Below are 17,135 nucleotides of genomic sequence, written 5' to 3' on the forward strand. Positions count from 1 at the left end.
CCTCAGGTCGTGCTGGCGGTACGGCGCTGGACGAGCACGGCGGCGACGATGATCGCGCCCTTGGCGATCTGCTGGACGTCGCTCTGCAGGTTGTTCAGGGCGAAAATGTTGGTGATCGTGGTGAAGATCAGGACTCCGAGCACCGAGCCGACGATGGTGCCGCGTCCCCCGGTGAGCAGGGTGCCGCCGATGATCGCGGCGGCGATGGCGTCGAGTTCGTAGAGGTTGCCGTTGGTGTTCTGGCCCGAGCCGGACAGGATGATCAGCAGGAAGGCCGCGATGCCGCAGCACAGTCCGGACAGCAGGTAGAGGTAGAGGCGCTGGCGGCGTACGTCGATGCCGGCGAGCCGGGCCGCCTCCGCGTTGCCGCCGACTGCGACCGTGCGTCGGCCGAAGGTGGTGCGGTTGAGCACGAGCCAGCCGATGATCGTCACGACCGCGAACACCATGACGAGCGGCGGGACGCCCAGGACGTAGGAGTCGCGCTCACCGAGGTCGAGGATGCCGTCGACGGTGACGACCTGGGTGTTGCCGTCGGTTATCTGGAGGGCGAGACCGCGGGCCGAGGCGAGCATGGCCAGGGTCGCGATGAACGGCACCATGGTGCCGTACGCGATCAGTACCCCGTTGACGAGTCCGCAGCCGACGCCGACGATCACCGCCGTGAAGAAGATGCCGACGAAGCCGTAGTCCTGGGTGGCGACGGTCGTCGCCCATACCGAGGCGAGCGCGACGATCGCGCCGACGGACAGGTCGATGCCTCCGGAGATGATGACGAAGGTCATGCCGACCGTGACGACACCGATCACCGAGGCCTGGGTGAGGACGAGTTGGAGGTTGCGGGTGTCGAGGAACTCGTCGGGCTTGGTGATGCCTCCGATGAGGATCAGGGCGGCGAGCACACCGAGCAGCGAGAGCGTGCGGACGTCGGCACGGGCCACGACCGCCCGCCACGGACTGGGTTCCACCTGTGGTGACAGCTTCGGGGTGTCGTCCCGGGGCGGGGACACGGGCTGCGTCATGACGCCGGGCTTCCTTCCATGACGAGGTCGAGTACGCGGTGTTCGTCGAGCTCCTGGGCGGGCGCCGTGTGCACGACCCGGCCCTCGCGGAGCACCAGGACGCGGTCGGCGAGGCCGAGGACCTCGGGTACTTCGCTGGAGACCATGAGCACGGCCAGGCCTTCGTCGGCGAGGCGGCGGATGACGGCGTACAGCTCGGCGCGGGCGCCGACGTCGACGCCGCGGGTCGGTTCGTCGAGCAGCAGCACCCGGCAGCCGCGCAGCAGCCAGCGGGCGAGGACCGCCTTCTGCTGGTTGCCGCCGGAGAGGGTGCGCACGGGTGCGTTCGGGTTGTCCGGGCGCAGCGACAGTTCGCGGGTCGCCTTCTGCGCCGCGTTCCGCTCGGCGCTCCGGTCGAGCCAACCCCCGTACGAGAAGCGGGACATGGAGGACACCGACACGTTCCGGGTGACGGACTCCAGCATCAGCAGGGCCTGTGCCTTGCGTTCCTCGGGGGCGAGTCCGAGTCCGGCGCGGACGGCGGCGCGGACGCTGCCGGGCTTCAACCGCTTGCCGTCGACGAGGACTTGCCCGGTGCTCGGTTTGCGGGCGCCGTAGATGGTCTCCAGGATCTCGGAGCGGCCGGAGCCGACGAGTCCCGCGAGGCCGACGATCTCGCCGGGGCGCAGGGTGAGGTCGAGGGAGGCGAACTCCCCGTACCGGGCGAGGCCTTGGACCTCCAGCACCGGATCGGGCAGCGCCTGGTGCGTGGGCCGCTCGGGGAAGACGTACTCGACGTTCCGCCCGGTCATCAGCGCGACGACCTCGCGGGTCGGCGTCGACTTCGCGGGCAGTCCGCCCGCCACCGCCCGGCCGTCCTTGAGGACCGTGACCCGGTCGCCGATGCGGCGGATCTCCTCCAGCCGGTGCGAGATGTAGACGACGGCGACGCCTTCCGCGGTGAGGTCGCCGACGATGCGGAAGAGGTTGTCGACCTCGTCGGGGTCCAGGGCCGCGGACGGTTCGTCCATGACGATGAGGCGTACGTCGTGGGAGAGCGCCCGTGCCATGGAGACGATCTGCTGCTGGGCCGCGGACAGGTCACCGACGAGCCGCGCGGGATCGACCTCCGAGTGCCCAAGTCGCTTGAGCAGGGCGGCAGTTGAAGCCTTGGCGTCCTTGCCGCGCACGACGAAGCCGGCGGTCGTCGGTTCATGGCCGAGGTAGACGTTCTCGGCCACCGACAGATGCTCCACCAGGTCGAGTTCCTGGTAGATGGTGGCGATGCCGAGGCGCATGGCGGCGATGGGCGAGCGCAGGGTGACCTGTTCGCCGCGCCAGGTGATCGATCCGTCGTCCGGTTGGTGGGCGCCTGCCAGGACCTTGATGAGCGTGGACTTCCCGGCGCCGTTCTGGCCGAGCAGGCAGTGCACTTCGCCGGTCTGGACGTCCAGGTCGACGCCGTCGAGGGCCCGGACACCGGGGAACGACTTGGTGATGCCGGACATGGTGAGCAGGGGTGGTTCTGGAGCCATGACGGTTCCCCTCGGCGTGCGGGCCGGTCTCAGGGCAGGGCGGAGTGAGGCAGGGCGAAGCAGGGTGTGGTTGCGAGGTGTGGTGCGGATGCGCCTCGGGAAGAGGTGCGGCTCGTGGAGAATGTGGCGCTTTGGCGACTCGTGCGGAAGTGGCGCTCTTGCGGCTGGTGAGGCTCGTGAAGGCGTGGTTGCGCTCTGGCGGCTCTGGAAGCAGGCGTTACGCGGGTGAGAAGAGGTGGTCGCTGATGAGCCGGGCCGCGCCGATGACTCCGGCGGTGGGGCCCAACTCCCCCAGAACGATCGGGAGGTTGCCGGTCGCCAGAGGCAGCGACTGGCGGTAGACCTGGGTGCGGATCGCGGCGAGCAGGGTGTGGCCGAGTCCGGTCACGCCGCCGCCGATCACCACCAGGCCCGGATTGAAGAAGCTGACGAGTCCGGCGATGACCTGGCCGGTGCGGTTGCCGCCCTCGCGGATCAGATCGAGCGCGGTGGCGTCACCCGCGGCGGCCGCGGCGGCGACGTCGACGGCGCTCAGGGCGCCCGCCGCCTCCAGTCGTGCCGCCAGTTCCTGGGAAAGCCCCTGCTGGGCGGCCTCCGTGGCGTCGCGGGCGAGCGCGGCGCCGCTGAAGTGGGCCTCCAGGCAGCCCCGGTTGCCGCACGCGCACGGGCGGCCGTCCGGCACGGCCTGGATGTGGCCGATGTCGCCCGCACTGCCCGTCGTACCGCGGTAGACCTCACCGCCGACGACGATCCCGCAGCCGATACCGGTACCGATCTTGACGCAGAGGAAGTCGCCCACGGAACGCGCCACGCCCGCGTGCTGCTCCCCCATCGCCATCAGGTTCACGTCGTTGTCGACCATGACGGGGCAGCCGAGGTCCTGACTCAGTGCCTCCCGGACCGGGAACCCGTCCCAGCCCGGCATGATCGGCGGGGCGACCGGGACGCCCTCGGGGAAGCGAACCGGACCGGGCACGCCGATACCGGCGCCGTCGAACCCCTCCGCGAGCCCCGAAGCCTTCAACTTCGCCGCCATGGACAGAACCTGCTCGAAGACCGCGACCGGGCCCTCTCGCACGTCCATGGGCTGGTTGATGTGCCCCAGCACCTCCAACTCCGCGTTGGTGACGGCGACATCGACCGAGGTGGCGCCGATGTCGACCCCGAGGAAGCGCAGCGCGGGAGCGAGCCTGATGTTGTGGGAGCGGCGGCCACCGCGCGAGGCGGCGAGTCCGTCGGCCACGACCAGGCCCGTTTCCAGCAGCCGTTCGACCTCGACGGCCAGTTTGGACCGCGAGAGGTCCACCTGATCGCCCAGCTGGGCCCGCGAGTTGGGACCCCCGTCACGCAACAGCCTGAGCAGCCGCGCCTGGTGGGCGTTTCCGGGTCGCGCCGTCATACGTCTCACGAGCCCCTCCCCGCCTCATCGGCACCGCCGTCGTTGGCTTTCGAGTGGAACGTAGCAGTGGCTGCCGAAGCTGGGAAGAAGTTGCGCACGAATTGCCGACGACTTCTTCCACTCAGAGGACAAAGCGAGTTGGAGCGGTGGCCCCGCGCGGAAGGACACAGCAGGATGGGCACCCTGTGCTCCGGGCTGCCGTGGCCCGGGCGGGAGAGGGGGCAACTCATGATCCTGGTGACGGGTGCCACGGGGAACGTAGGCGCCGGTGTGGTGCGCGCGGTGGCCGCCGCGGGCGAGCCGGTGCGCGCGATGAGCCGATCGGGCGAGGGGGCCGGGCTCCCGAAGGGTGCCGAGGGGGTGGCCGGCGATCTGAACCGCCCGGAGACCGTACGGGAGGCGCTCGACGGGGTGCGGGCCCTGTTCCTGATGCCCGGGTACGAGGGACAGCGGGCCGTCCTCGCCGACGCGCGGGCGGCGGGTGTCGAGCGGGTCGTGATGCTCTCCGGCAAGTCGGCCGCGGTCGACGACGGCAACGCGGTCACCCGCTATCTGCGGGCGGCGGAGGACGGGGTGCGCGAGTCAGGGCTCGACTGGACCTTCCTGCGGCCCGTGAGCTTCATGTCGAACGCGGTGTCGCTCGGGGACCAGATACGCAAGGGCGACGAGGTGCGGGTGCCGTTCCCCGGTGTCCGTACGGCGGACATCGATCCGTACGACATAGCCGAGGTCGCCGCCCGGGCTCTTCTCTCGCCCGAACACGCGGGCCACGTCTACACCCTGACGGGGCCTCAGTCGCTGCTGCCCGCCGACCGGATCGCCGTCCTCGGTGAGGTGCTGGGCCGCGAGCTGCGTACCGTCGGCCTCACGGACGAGGAGGCCCGCGAGGCGCTGGGGGCCGCCTTCCCGGCTCCGTACGCCGAGGCCTTCCTGCGCTTCTTCGCCGACGGGATCCTGGACGAGTCCCAGGTCCTGCCCACGGTCGAGGAGGTCACGGGACGACCGCCGCGCACGTTCCGCGAGTGGGCGACGGAACACACGAACGCGTTCTGACGACGCCCCTCCTCCGAAACAGGGGGAGCCCCGTAAGGGGCGCGGGGAACTGCGCGCCCAGCCACGACGCACCCGCGGACGACACCGAACCGCCCAGACGCCCACGGCACCCAGCGGGCACTCAGTCGCGAGGGCGGGCGTGATAGGTCCGGCGCGTGTGCTCCGTGTGAGCGCGCATGACCTCGGTCGCGCGCTGTTCGTCGCGGGCCGCGATCGCGGCGATCAGCTCGCGGTGCTCGATCCAGGACTGGTGGCCGCGCTGCCGGGCGACGGGCGTGTAGTACCAGCGGACCCGCCGGTCGACCTGGGCGGCCAGTTCGGCGAGGACCGTGTTGCCCGCGAGTTCCATGACCTTCGCGTGGAAGCGGGCGTTCATCGCGACCGCCCCGTCCACGTCGTCGGCGCCGACCGCCTCCTCGCCCTGGGCGCACAGCTCCTCAAGGGCGGCGATGCCCGCCGTGCCCGTGTTGGCCGCCGCCAGCCGGGCGGCCTCGGCCTCCAACAGCGTGCGCACCGTGAGGAGTTGGTCCGCCTCGGCCTCCGTCGGTTCGTGCACGAAGGCACCCTGGGCGGGGCGCAGATCGACCCATCCCTCGGTGTTCAGCCGCTGCAGCGCCTCGCGCACGGGCTGCCGGGAGACCCCGAGGTGTCCCGCCAACTCGCTCTCGACCAGATGCTGGCCGGGCTGCAGGGCACGGGTCGTGATGAGTTCGAGCAACGCCTCGTAGACACGGTCCCGGAGCGGCCCCGGCCGTTCGAGCTTGGGCACCGACCCCTGCGGCAGTCCGGTCGACAACATCGCGGTCCCCCTCCTGGGCAGTGGCGGCGTGCGCGCCGACAGCACGGCAGCCTCAGAGCCAGTATCAATTGTCTTTCGTCTACAGTCTACGGCGCACAATGGCCAGGCCAAGGGGGAGTTGACCTCGTCACACCATGGAATACCCGCACGTCACGGGCAGCGGATGACCTGTCCCGCGTAGGAGAGGTTGCCGCCGAAGCCGAAGAGCAGGACCGGGTCGCCGGTGGAGATCTCGCCGCGTTCGACAAGCTTGGACAGGGCGATCGGGATGCTGGCGGCGGAGGTGTTGCCCGACTCGGTGACATCACGCGCGACGACCGCGTTCACGGCGCCGATCTTCGCGGCGAGGGGCTCGATGATGCGCAGGTTGGCCTGGTGCAGCACGACCGCGGCGAGGTCCTCGGGGGTCAGGCCGGCGCGCTCGCAGGCCGCGCGCGCGAGGGACGGGAGCTTGGTGGTCGCCCAGCGGTAGACGCTCTGGCCCTCCTGCGCGAACCGCGAGGGGGTGCCCTCGATGCGGACAGCGTGCCCCATCTCGGGCACCGAGCCCCACAGCACGGGCCCGATGCCGGCGCCCTCGGCGGCCTCGACGACCGCGGCCCCCGCCCCGTCCCCGACGAGCACACAGGTCGTACGGTCCGTCCAGTCGGCCACGTCGGACATCTTGTCGGCGCCGATGACCAGCACCCGGGTCGCGGCACCCGCGCGTACGGCGTGGTCGGCGGTGGCCAGCGCGTGCGTGAAGCCCGCGCAGACGACGTTGACGTCCATGGCGGCGGGCGACGGGATGCCGAGGCGGGCGGCGACCCGGGCGGCCATGTTCGGCGACTTGTCGACGGCGGTGGAGGTGGCCACCAGGACGAAGTCGATGTCGTCGGGGGCGAGGCCGGCGGCCGCGAGCGCCTTGGCCGCCGCGTGCGCGGCCAGCTCGTCGACCGGTTCGTCGGGACCGGCGATGTGCCGCGTACGGATGCCCACCCGGCTCGTGATCCACTCGTCGCTGGTGTCGACCAGGTCCGCCAGGTCCTCGTTGGTGAGGATCCTGGCGGGCTGGTAGTGGCCGACAGCGGCGATGCGTGAGCCGTTCATGGGCGGTCCCCTTGGTTGCCTGGGTAACGGGACTCACCAGTCTGATCAGGTACTCACGGGTACGAGGGCACGTGATGCCACAGGATTGGTGTGCCACCCTTGTCGGCTTCTGTCAGGCCCTCGGACACCCGAACACCTACCCTGTGAACAATTGGGTGGCCTTCTGCACCAGCTCGTACAGACCATAGGCCAGCGGCGCCCCCACCCAGAGCCAGGCGAACGCGATCAACGGACGACGGTCGGGCGCGCTGCCCTCAGGCGGACTGCTGTCGCTCGTGGACATCGGGGGCCTCCCTCTGGGCGGGGATGTGATGGCGGGCGTCGACCGGGCGGACGAGCTCGTTGGCGACGAAGCCGACCACGAGCAGCCCGATCATGATGATCAGTGACACTCCGTAGAGGGACGCTCCGGATTTGCCGGCCTCCTCCTGCCGGTCCGCGATCCAGTTGACGATCAGCGGTCCGAGGACTCCGGCGGTCGACCAGGCGGTGAGCAGCCGCCCGTGGATCGCGCCGACCTGGTAGGTCCCGAAGAGGTCCTTCAGATAGGCGGGGATGGTCGCGAAGCCGCCTCCGTAGAAGGAGAGGATCACCAGGGCGCAGCAGATGAACAGCGGCTTCGAGGAGTCCCCGACCCAGGCGATGAGGGCGTACATCAGCGCGCCGACGCCCAGGTAGACGCGGTAGATGTTCTTGCGTCCTATCAGGTCGGACGTGGACGACCAGCCGATACGGCCCGCCATGTTCGCCGCCGAGAGCAGCGCGACGAACCCGGCCGCCGCCGACACCGAGACGGGTGTGGAGGTGTCCGAGAAGAAGTCCGTGATCATCGGGGCGGCCTTCTCCAGGATGCCGATGCCCGCGGTCACGTTCATGCAGAGCACCACCCACAGGCACCAGAACTGCGGGGTGCGTATGGCGCTGTTCGCGGAGACCTGTACGCCTTCGAGTGGCGCCGGAGCGCCGTCGGCCGCGGTCTTCGTGGGGCGCGGCACTCGGACCAGGAACACGCCGAGGGACATGAAGACGGCGTACGTCAGTCCGTGCACGAGGAAGGCCTGGGCGATGCCGGAGCTGTCGGAGCCGAAGGACTCCAGCATCTGCGCGGACCACGGCGAGGCGATGAGCGCGCCGCCGCCGAAGCCCATGATGGCGATGCCGGTGGCCATGCCGGGCCTGTCCGGGAACCACTTGATGAGCGTGGAGACGGGCGAGATGTAGCCGATACCCAGGCCGATGCCGCCCACGAAGCCGTAGCCGAAGACGATCAGCCAGTACTGCTCGGTGGCGGCGCCGAGCGCGGAGATCAGGAAGCCCGACGAGAAGCAGATCAGGGCGACCGTCATCGCCCAGCGCGGGCCGTTGCGCTCGACGAGTGTGCCACCGAACGCGGCGGACAGGCCGAGCATCACGATGCCGAGCTGGAAGGGCAGGGCGCTCTGGGTGCCGCTGAGGTCGAGCGCGGACTCCAGGGACGGCTTGAACACGGACCAGGCGTAGGCCTGTCCGATGGAGAGGTGGACCGACAGGGCCGCGGGCGGGACCAGCCAGCGGCTCCAGCCCGGTGGGGCTACAGGGGGACTCATGATCCCGGACGATAGGAACCGGTCGGCCGGTTGGGAAGACGGCCACACGAACGCGTATGCCATATGCGGTGAACGGTATCCAGGGCGCGACGAACGGTCGGTTCGGTCCGACGAACGGCATTCGGGCGCCGGAGCCGACCGCGTCCCGCCGAACTCGACTGCTCCACCAAGGGTGTTCGGGGCGCGACGCTCAGCGAACTCCTGAGCCGTGTCCGGCGATACCCGGCGGATCCCCGAAGCGTGTCGCAGGTGCTGCGCGAACCCTTGCTGCCCCAACTCCCATACTGTAGACAATATTCAGTCGACATGGTTCAACGCTGTTCAGCGTCTCCTCGGTACCCTCGACCGAACGGAGCCCCCAAGTGAAAGTGGCAGTTCTCGGCGCCGGTGCTATCGGCGCCTACGTCGGTGCCGCGCTGCATCGCGCGGGTGCCGATGTGCACCTCATCGCCCGTGGACCGCATCTTGCGGCCATGAGGCAGCACGGAGTGCGAGTGCTCAGCCCGCGCGGCGACTTCACCGCGCGGACGCACGCCACCGACGACCCGGCCGAGGTCGGCCCGGTCGACTTCGTCTTCCTCGGCCTGAAGGCCAACTCGTACGCGGCGTGCGGGCCGCTCATCGAGCCTCTCCTGAATGACACGACAGCGGTGATCGCCGCTCAGAACGGCATCCCCTGGTGGTACTTCCACCGGCACGGCGGCCCGCACGACGGCCACCGTGTCGAGAGCGTGGACCCGGGCGGCGCGGTCAGTGCGGTGATCGCGCCCGAACGGGCCATCGGCTGTGTCGTCTACGCGGCGACCGAGCTGGAAGGACCGGGAGTCGTCCGCCATCTGGAAGGCACCCGGTTCTCCGTCGGGGAGCCCGACCGCTCGGTCTCGGTGCGCTGTACGGCGTTCAGTGAGGCCATGATCGCGGGCGGACTCAAGTGCCCCGTCGAGCCCGACCTGCGCAACGACATCTGGCTCAAGCTGCTCGGCAACATCTCCTTCAACCCCATCAGCGCCCTGGCCCGCGCGACCATGCGGCAGATGTGCCTGCACGGCGGTACGCGCCGGGTCATCGAGATCATGATGACCGAGACGCTCGCGGTGGCCGAGGCGCTCGGCTGCGAGGTGGGCGTCTCCATCGAACGGCGGCTGGCCGGCGCGGAGCGCGTCGGCGACCACCGCACCTCGACGCTCCAGGACCTGGAGCGCGGCAAACCGCTCGAACTCGACGTCCTGCTCGCCGCGGTCGTCGAACTCGCGGAGATCACCGACGTCCCGGTGCCCACGCTCCGCACCGTCCACGCCATCTCGGACCTGCTCGCCCTGAGGACCGCCGCATGAGGACAGCCATGAGCACCCGCATGAGGACCGTGAGGACCACCGCATGAGGAAGCGCGACCGAACTCCCAAGACGTACACCCGACTTGAGTATCCGCTGGTCCGCGACTCGCGCGACGAGCCCTTCCGCAGGGCGAGTTGGGACGAGGCCCTGGACCGCGCCGCCCGGGGCCTCGGCGCGGCACGCGACGCGTTCGGCATGTTCTCCTGCGCCCGCGCGACCAACGAGATGAACTACGTGGCGCAGAAGTTCGCCCGCGTGGTCATGGGCACCAACAACGTCGACTCCTGCAACCGGACCTGCCACGCGCCCAGCGTGGCGGGCCTGTCGGCGGCCTTCGGATCCGGCGGCGGCACCTCCTCGTACGGCGAGGTCGAGCACTCGGACCTCATCGTGATGTGGGGTTCCAACGCCCGTTTCGCGCACCCGATCTTCTTCCATCACGTCCTGAAGGGGATCAGGAACGGCGCCCGGATGTACGCGGTCGACCCGCGCCGCACGTCCACGGCCGAGTGGGCGGAGAGCTGGCTCGGGCTGAACGTCGGAACGGACATCCCGATGGCGCACGCGATCGGCCGCGAGATCATCCACGCGGGTCTGGCGAACGAGGCGTTCATCGAGCGGGCGACCACCGGCTTCGAGGAGTACAAACAGCTCGTCGAGCCCTGGACGCTGTCCCTCGCCGAGAAGGTGACGGGCGTACCGGCCGCCGCGATACGCGAGTTGGCGCACGCCTACGCCCGCGCCGAGCGCGCCCAGCTGTGCTGGACGCTCGGCATCACCGAGCACCACAACGGCACGGACAACGTCCGCGCGCTCATCAACCTGTCGCTCCTGACCGGCCATGTGGGGCGGTTCGGCTCCGGGCTGCAGCCGCTGCGCGGGCAGAACAACGTGCAGGGCGGCGGCGACATGGGCGCCATCCCGAACCGGCTGCCCGGCTTCCAGGACATCCTCGACCCCGACACCCGGCTGAAGTTCGAGTCCGCCTGGGACACCGTCATCCAGCCCCACTACGGGATGAACCTCACCGAGATGTTCGAGGCCATGGAGGAGGGCACGCTCAAGGCCGTCTACTGCATCGGCGAGAACCCGGCGCAGTCGGAGGCCGACAGCGAGCAGGCGGTACGGCGTATGCGGGCCCTCGACTTCCTCGTCGTCCAGGACATCTTCCTGACGAAGACGGCCGAGCTCGCGGACGTCGTCCTGCCCGCGACGGCCGGCTGGGCCGAGACCGAGGGCACGACCACCAACAGTGAGCGGCGCGTTCAGCGGGTGCGCCGGGCGGTGATCCCGCCCGGTGAGGCCCGCGAGGACATCGACATCCTCTGCGACCTCGCCTCCCGAATGGGCCACGAGTGGAAGTACGCGGACTCCGAGGCCGTGTGGAACGAGCTGCGGTCGGTGTCCCCGGACCACTTCGGGATGACGTACGAACGCCTGGAGGAGCATCAGGGCATCCAGTGGCCGTGTCCCCAGACCGACCGGATCGAACCGACCTATCTGCACGGCCGGTTGTGGGAGTCCGACCCGGCCGCGCGGGGCCGGCTCGCGCCCTTCGGTCTGGTCCAGCACGACCCGCCGGTCGACCTCACGGACGAGGAGTACCCGATCCGGCTGACCACCGGGCGGCGGCTCGACTCGTACAACACCGGGGTGCAGAGCGGCGGTTTCGCCTCGCCGCTGCGGCGCGGTGAGTACGTCGAGCTGTGCCCGGAGGACGCGGAGCGCTACGGCGTGGTGGTCGGCGAGGAGGTCCAGGTCTCATCGCGGCGCGGGGCGGTTGTGGCGCCGGTGTGGGTCGACACCGCGCTGCGGCCCGGGCTCGCGTTCATGACCATGCACTTTCCCGACGAGGTGGACACCAACCAGCTGACGATCGAGGCCAACTGCCCGATCGCGGGGACGGCGGAGTTCAAGGCGTCGGCGATCCGGATCGACAAGCTGCCGGTTGCTATTCAAGTGAGGTGATGTGTGGTGGACCTGCACTTCGGTGACAGCAAGCCGACGGACGAGGAGCGGGCGGCCATCGACGCACTGCTCGGTCCTCCGGAGTCTTCGTGGGAGGGCGCCGACCGTTCCGACGCCGACCTGAGGTGGGCACGCGGCGGGCGTGAGGCCCGGGAACGCCGTGACCTGCTGTTGCCGGGGCTGCACGCCGTCAACGACCGGATCGGCTGGATCAGCGAGGGCGCCCTCGACTACCTCTGCCGGCGGCTGACCGTGCCACCGGCGGAGGCGTACGGGGTCGCCACCTTCTACGCGATGTTCTCGATGAAGCCGCGGCCCGCGACGGTCCTGCACGTCTGCACGGACCTCGCGTGCGCGGCGGCCGGGGCCTCGGAGCTGTGCGCGGGCGTCGAGGCCCGGCTCGGCCTCGGCAGCGGGGTCGCCGTGGAGCGCAGCCCCTGCCTGGGCCTGTGCGAGCGGGCTCCGGCCGCGCTGGCGATCAAGGCCGGGGATCCGGTGCGTACGGCCGTGTCGGCGCCCGCGACCGTCGAGCGGGCCGTGCTCGCGGCGAGCTCGCCCGACTCGGCGCCCGAGGAGCCGTCGGCGGCCCTGGCGGTGCCGCAGGCGGCCGAGGCGGGCCGTGAGGAGCTCGTGCTGCTGAGCCGCGTCGGCGTGGTCGACCCGGCCTCGCTGGACGACTACCGGGCACACGGCGGCTACACGGCCCTGCGGCAGGCCTTCGCGATCGGCCCCGCCGGGGTCATCCGCGAGGTCACCGACGCGGGCCTGGTCGGGCGCGGCGGCGCCGCCTTCCCCACCGGCCGCAAATGGCAGGCCACGGCGTCCCAGCCCGACCATCCGCACTACCTAGTCTGCAACGCCGACGAGTCCGAGCCGGGCACCTTCAAGGACCGTGTGGTCATGGAGGGCGACCCGTACTCGCTCGTGGAGGCGATGACGATCGCGGGCTACGCGGTCGGGGCGCACAAGGGCTACCTGTATCTGCGCGGCGAGTACCCGCGGGCCCTGGAACGCATGGAGCACGCCATCGGACAGGCACGCGCGCGTGGGCTGCTCGGCGACGACGTCCTCGGCCAGGGGTACGCCTTCGACATCGAGATCCGGCGCGGCGCGGGCGCGTACATCTGCGGCGAGGAGACCGCCCTCTTCAACTCGATAGAGGGGTACAGAGGAGAGCCGCGGTCGAAACCGCCCTTCCCCGTGGAGAAGGGTTTGTTCGGCAAACCCACCGCCGAGAACAACGTCGAGACGCTGGTCAACGTGCTGCCCATCCTCACGATGGGGGCGCAGGCGTACGCCGCGATCGGCACCGGCAAGTCCACCGGACCCAAGCTGTTCTGTGTGTCGGGCAGCGTGGACCGGCCCGGCATCTACGAGTTGCCGTTCGGCGCGACGCTCGGCGAGCTGCTGGACCTCGCGGGCGTACGTAAACGTTTGCGCGCGGTGCTGCTCGGCGGCGCGGCCGGTGGTTTCGTACGGCCCGACGAGCTGGACATCCCGCTCACCTTCGAGGGCACGCGGGAGGCGGGCACGACGCTCGGCTCCGGGGTCGTGTTGGCCTTCGACGACACCGTGCCGCTGCCTCGTCTGCTGCTGCGGATCGCCGAGTTCTTCCGCGACGAGTCCTGCGGGCAGTGCGTGCCGTGCCGGGTCGGGACCGTGCGCCAGGAGGAGGCGCTGCACCGCATCGTCGGGCGGACGGGCGCGGACGCGGCACCCGACATCGCCCTGCTGCGCGAGGTGGGCCGTGCCATGAAGGACGCCTCGATCTGCGGTCTCGGGCAGACCGCGTGGAACGCCGTGGAATCCGCCATCGACCGCCTGGGGGCGTACGAATGACCTTGATACCGCTGGGGATCCCCCGCCGTCTGCTGGAGTTCACGATCGACGGTGAGCCCGTGCGGGCCCCTGAGGGATCGACGATCCTCGACGCCTGCAGGTCGGTGGGCAAGGACGTCCCGACCCTCTGCCAGGGCGACACCCTGACCCCCAAGAACGCCTGCCGCGTCTGCGTCGTCGAGGTCGAGGGCGCGCGCACCCTCGTCCCGGCCTGCTCCCGAAAGGCCGAGGCGGGCATGCAGGTGCAGACGGACACCGAGCGCGCCCGCCACAGCCGCAAGATCGTCCTCGAACTCCTCGCGTCCTCGGTCGACCTGTCGACCACACCGGAGGTCGCCGGATGGCTCAAGGAGTACGAGGCGAAGCCCGACCGGTTCGGCCCGGACGCGGCCCGTCTCAATGAGGAGCCGAAGATCGACAACGACCTGTACGTGCGCGACTACGACAAGTGCATCCTCTGCTACAAGTGCGTGGACGCCTGCGGCGACCAGTGGCAGAACACTTTCGCGATCTCGGTCGTCGGGCGCGGCTTCGACGCCCGGATCGCCGTCGAGCACGACGCGCCGCTCACCGACTCGGCGTGCGTGTACTGCGGCAACTGCATCGAGGTGTGCCCGACGGGCGCGCTGTCGTTCAAGTCGGAGTTCGACATGCGCGCGGCGGGTACGTGGGACGAGCCGGCGCAGACCGAGACGACCACGGTGTGCGCCTACTGCGGAGTGGGCTGCAATCTCACGCTGCACGTGCAGGACAATGAGATCGTGAAGGTCACCTCGCCGCACGACAACCCGGTGACCCACGGCAACCTCTGCATCAAGGGCCGCTTCGGCTACCAGCACGTACAGAACCGGGACTGATCAGGACATGGGACGAGTCACGGAACGACGCAAGGTGATCCGCATCCGGGACGGGGTGGTCTCCGCCCGCCCCGACACGCTCGTCGCGGAGGAGCCACTGGAGATCCGCCTCAACGGCAAACCCCTCGCAATCACGATGCGCACCCCGGGCGACGACTTCGCGCTCGCGGCGGGCTTCCTGGTCAGCGAGGGGGTGCTGGGCGCGGCCGACGAACTCCAGAACATCGTCTACTGCGCCGGGGCGACGGTGGACGGCTCGAACACGTACAACATCGTCGACGTGCGGACCGCGCCCGGCGTCGTCATCCCCGACATCACCCTCGAACGCAACGTCTACACGACCTCGTCCTGCGGCCTGTGCGGCAAGGCGAGCCTGGACGCGGTCCGTACGACCGCCCGCTGGTCGATCGACGACACGGCGGGCGACACAGCTCCCCCGGTGCGGCTCGGACCCGAACTGCTCGCGAGCCTCCCCGACCGGCTGCGCGCGGCGCAGCGCGTGTTCGACCGGACCGGGGGTCTGCACGCGGCCGCGCTGTTCACGGAGGACGGCGAACTCGTCGACATCCGGGAGGACGTGGGCCGGCACAACGCGGTCGACAAGCTGGTCGGCCGCGCCCTGCAGAACGGCTCGCTGCCGCTCTCCCGCACCGTCCTGCTGGTCTCGGGCCGGGCGTCCTTCGAGCTGGCGCAGAAGGCCGTGATGGCGGGCATCCCGGTCCTCGCGGCGGTCTCTGCGCCGTCCTCGCTGGCGGTGGACCTGGCCGCCGAGTCGAACCTCACGCTGGTCGGCTTCCTGCGGGGCACCTCCATGAACGTGTACGCGGGCGAGCACCGCATCGCTCTGCAGGCCGCGGCCGCCCAGGGCTGACCGGTCTCCCCGCTGCACGGCGGCGGGGCCCCACCCGGCGGGGAGCGCCCCCTGCGCCGGAGGGGCCCTGCTGTTTCAAGTGCTCGGTTCGCCTCCGGGGCGCTACAGCCTGTGTCGAGAGGGCGACCGTGCTCGACCCTCCTTCGTCGGGCCTCCGCGCTCCCCCAGACTCCGTCCGGGGGGACCCCCAGACCTCTCGACACAGGCGCGCCCCTTCGGCTCACTCGCAAGCCAGTAGCTGGCCTGCTTGCCGATCAGCCCCTTGCGAAGCGCACATCCTCGGCCGTGACGACCGTGCCCAGGCGTGGGAAGTCCAGCTTCACCGAGGCCTCGTGTTCCGGGCCGGTGAGGGCCGCCATGGCGTTCTCGACGAAGACGAGGTCGTAGCCGAGGTCGCCGGCGGCACGGGCGGTGGACTCGACGCCGAGGTTGGTGGCGATTCCACCGAACACCAGCGTGGAGACACCGTGTTCGCGGAGCCGCTCGTGCAGCCCCGTGCCCTGGAAACCGCCGATGGTCCGCTTCACGATCTCGACGTCGCCCTCCGCCGCGAGCCCCGCGACCAGACCGCTGCCGGGCGGCTGTTCGTGGACACCGGGCCGCTCCACGCGCACCAGTACGACGAGCGCGCCCACCTCCCGGAAAGCAGACGCCAACTCCTCGGCGACGGCGAGGACTTCGGTCCCCTTGTGGGGCTCCAGGGGCAGTCCGACGATGCGGTCCATCAGATCGACCAGCACAAGGGCGGTGTGTGCGGGGTCGAGGGCCAGGCGGGGTTCCATGTCCGGTGCGTTCATGACGGAACGTTAGCCCGCATCAGCCGTCCGTACCGGAAATCCGGATCAACAGGCCCGTGAACTGCTCGGGTTGGCCCCCTTCGCCGCCAACCGGTGGTACAGCCGGACATGACGCTCCGTCAGCACCCGTCCGGAGGTACGAGCAAGGCGGGCGCGTACCCCGGAGGCACTTGCCTCGCTGCTCCGGACAACCTCGAACGGGCCCCGTACGCACGACCCGTCGTCCAGGTAGGAGGCAGTTACCTGGATGCCGGCACCCCCCTGCTCGGCTCGATACTTGCCTGCGCGGGCGTGCTGGGCGCGGCCGTCGTGGCGAGGCCGTGTCGACGCTGGCGCAGGACGTACGCGATCTGCGCGCCCAGGTCGAGGCCGGTGGCGGCACCCCGGCGGCACCCGATCCGTCCGAGGCCGTCGACGACCTGCTCGACCGGGTGCGCGTACCGGCCGCCGCCCCCCGGCGAGCCCGGTGCCAAGGGTGACCGGGGCGCGACCGGAGCGGGCGGGGCACCCGGCCCCGGCGGTGACCGCGGACCGCGCGGCGAGAGCGGGCCGCCCGGACCGTCGGGCTCCCCGGGCCCCGCAGGGCCGTCGGGAGAGCCCGGCGAGCCGGGTCCCGCGGGCGCCGACGGGCTCAACGGGCTCAACGGGGCGAACGGCACGGACGGAGCGGGGGGTCCCGCCGGGCCGCCCGGCTCCGACGGCTCGCAGGGCTATCAGGGGCCGAAGGGGGAGCCCGGCCCCAAGGGCGAGAAGGGCGACCCCGGACCCTCGTGCCCGGACGGCTACAGCCTCCAGGCGCCCGCCGGCGACCCGGACGCGCTCGTCTGCCGTCGAGGCGGCGGGGCCGCCCCCGCCCCCGAGCCCGCGGGGCTCCTCCCCGTGCCGCCGCCACTGCTCCGACGGAGGGAACTCACCTAGCCCGGCCCGCGTCCTCACCCGCCCGCGGCACCGGGTGTTCCACAGTCTCCGGGCGGGCTCCGAGGCGTACGGAACGGAACCCGCCCGA

15 protein-coding genes are annotated in these 17,135 nt (G+C 70.7%); 7 read left to right on the forward strand and 8 right to left on the reverse strand.

All coding sequences use genetic code 11. From position 1 onward, the window contains the following. Positions 1-2: 2 nt before the first annotated feature. The 3 genes from JEQ17_RS10035 to JEQ17_RS10045 form a co-directional block, all read right to left on the reverse strand. The gene (locus tag JEQ17_RS10035) at positions 3-1,022 is read right to left on the reverse strand and encodes an ABC transporter permease (RefSeq protein WP_200394912.1); all 1,020 of its coding nucleotides are present in this window, start codon (positions 1,020-1,022) and stop codon (positions 3-5) included. Beyond that, on the reverse strand, positions 1,019-2,536 hold the full coding sequence (locus tag JEQ17_RS10040; protein ID WP_200394913.1) for a sugar ABC transporter ATP-binding protein: 1,518 nt from the start codon (positions 2,534-2,536) through the stop codon (positions 1,019-1,021). The genes JEQ17_RS10035 and JEQ17_RS10040 overlap by 4 nt, the downstream gene beginning before the upstream one ends. 217 nt (positions 2,537-2,753) lie before the next feature. Next, positions 2,754-3,935, reverse strand: a complete 1,182-nt coding sequence (locus tag JEQ17_RS10045) for an ROK family transcriptional regulator (protein ID WP_200401411.1) — start codon at positions 3,933-3,935, stop codon at positions 2,754-2,756. A gap of 228 nt (positions 3,936-4,163) precedes the next feature. Here JEQ17_RS10045 and JEQ17_RS10050 point away from each other — a divergent pair, with 228 nt between their 5' ends. After that, complete coding sequence (locus JEQ17_RS10050; protein WP_200394914.1) at positions 4,164-4,988, forward strand: NAD(P)H-binding protein; 825 nt, start codon at positions 4,164-4,166, stop codon at positions 4,986-4,988. 121 nt (positions 4,989-5,109) lie between these two features. Here JEQ17_RS10050 and JEQ17_RS10055 read toward each other — a convergent pair whose 3' ends face one another. The 4 genes from JEQ17_RS10055 to JEQ17_RS10065 form a co-directional block, all read right to left on the reverse strand. Continuing rightward, positions 5,110-5,787 (reverse strand): GntR family transcriptional regulator, encoded by a 678-nt coding sequence (locus JEQ17_RS10055; RefSeq protein ID WP_200394915.1) that lies wholly within the window; start codon positions 5,785-5,787, stop codon positions 5,110-5,112. A 150-nt stretch (positions 5,788-5,937) separates the two neighbouring features. After that, positions 5,938-6,876 (reverse strand): beta-ketoacyl-ACP synthase III, encoded by a 939-nt coding sequence (locus JEQ17_RS10060; protein ID WP_200394916.1) that lies wholly within the window; start codon positions 6,874-6,876, stop codon positions 5,938-5,940. Between the two features lie 136 nt (positions 6,877-7,012). Continuing rightward, positions 7,013-7,159, reverse strand: coding sequence for an MFS transporter small subunit (locus tag JEQ17_RS51045; protein ID WP_419667826.1), 147 nt, complete (start codon positions 7,157-7,159; stop codon positions 7,013-7,015). Further along, positions 7,131-8,462, reverse strand: a complete 1,332-nt coding sequence (locus tag JEQ17_RS10065; RefSeq protein WP_200394917.1) for an OFA family MFS transporter — start codon at positions 8,460-8,462, stop codon at positions 7,131-7,133. The genes JEQ17_RS51045 and JEQ17_RS10065 overlap by 29 nt, the downstream gene beginning before the upstream one ends. Before the next feature lie 362 nt (positions 8,463-8,824). Here JEQ17_RS10065 and JEQ17_RS10070 point away from each other — a divergent pair, with 362 nt between their 5' ends. Genes JEQ17_RS10070 through fdhD form a run of 5 tightly spaced genes read left to right on the forward strand, consistent with a single transcriptional unit; the run spans position 8,825 to position 15,332 of the window. Continuing rightward, a complete protein-coding gene (locus JEQ17_RS10070; RefSeq protein ID WP_200394918.1) occupies positions 8,825-9,796 on the forward strand; it encodes a 2-dehydropantoate 2-reductase in 972 nt (323 codons plus the stop codon). A 43-nt stretch (positions 9,797-9,839) separates the two neighbouring features. Further along, positions 9,840-11,765, forward strand: a complete 1,926-nt coding sequence (locus tag JEQ17_RS10075) for a molybdopterin oxidoreductase family protein (protein WP_200394919.1) — start codon at positions 9,840-9,842, stop codon at positions 11,763-11,765. Positions 11,766-11,771: 6 nt separating this feature from the next. After that, on the forward strand, positions 11,772-13,604 hold the full coding sequence (locus JEQ17_RS10080) for an NAD(P)H-dependent oxidoreductase subunit E (RefSeq protein ID WP_200394920.1): 1,833 nt from the start codon (positions 11,772-11,774) through the stop codon (positions 13,602-13,604). Continuing rightward, positions 13,601-14,461, forward strand: a complete 861-nt coding sequence (locus JEQ17_RS10085) for a 2Fe-2S iron-sulfur cluster-binding protein (protein WP_200394921.1) — start codon at positions 13,601-13,603, stop codon at positions 14,459-14,461. The genes JEQ17_RS10080 and JEQ17_RS10085 overlap by 4 nt, the downstream gene beginning before the upstream one ends. A 7-nt stretch (positions 14,462-14,468) precedes the next feature. Then, on the forward strand, positions 14,469-15,332 hold the full coding sequence (fdhD, locus tag JEQ17_RS10090; RefSeq protein WP_200394922.1) for a formate dehydrogenase accessory sulfurtransferase FdhD: 864 nt from the start codon (positions 14,469-14,471) through the stop codon (positions 15,330-15,332). 254 nt (positions 15,333-15,586) lie between these two features. Here fdhD and JEQ17_RS10095 read toward each other — a convergent pair whose 3' ends face one another. After that, positions 15,587-16,114 (reverse strand): isochorismatase family protein, encoded by a 528-nt coding sequence (locus tag JEQ17_RS10095; protein WP_200401412.1) that lies wholly within the window; start codon positions 16,112-16,114, stop codon positions 15,587-15,589. A 123-nt stretch (positions 16,115-16,237) separates the two neighbouring features. Between JEQ17_RS10095 and JEQ17_RS10100 the strand changes: the two genes are divergently transcribed. Next, positions 16,238-17,047 (forward strand): hypothetical protein, encoded by an 810-nt coding sequence (locus JEQ17_RS10100; RefSeq protein WP_234048864.1) that lies wholly within the window; start codon positions 16,238-16,240, stop codon positions 17,045-17,047. The last annotated feature ends 88 nt before the right edge of the window (positions 17,048-17,135 follow it).

This window comes from Streptomyces liliifuscus (assembly GCF_016598615.1).
Taxonomy (GTDB): Bacteria; Actinomycetota; Actinomycetes; order Streptomycetales; family Streptomycetaceae; genus Streptomyces; species Streptomyces liliifuscus.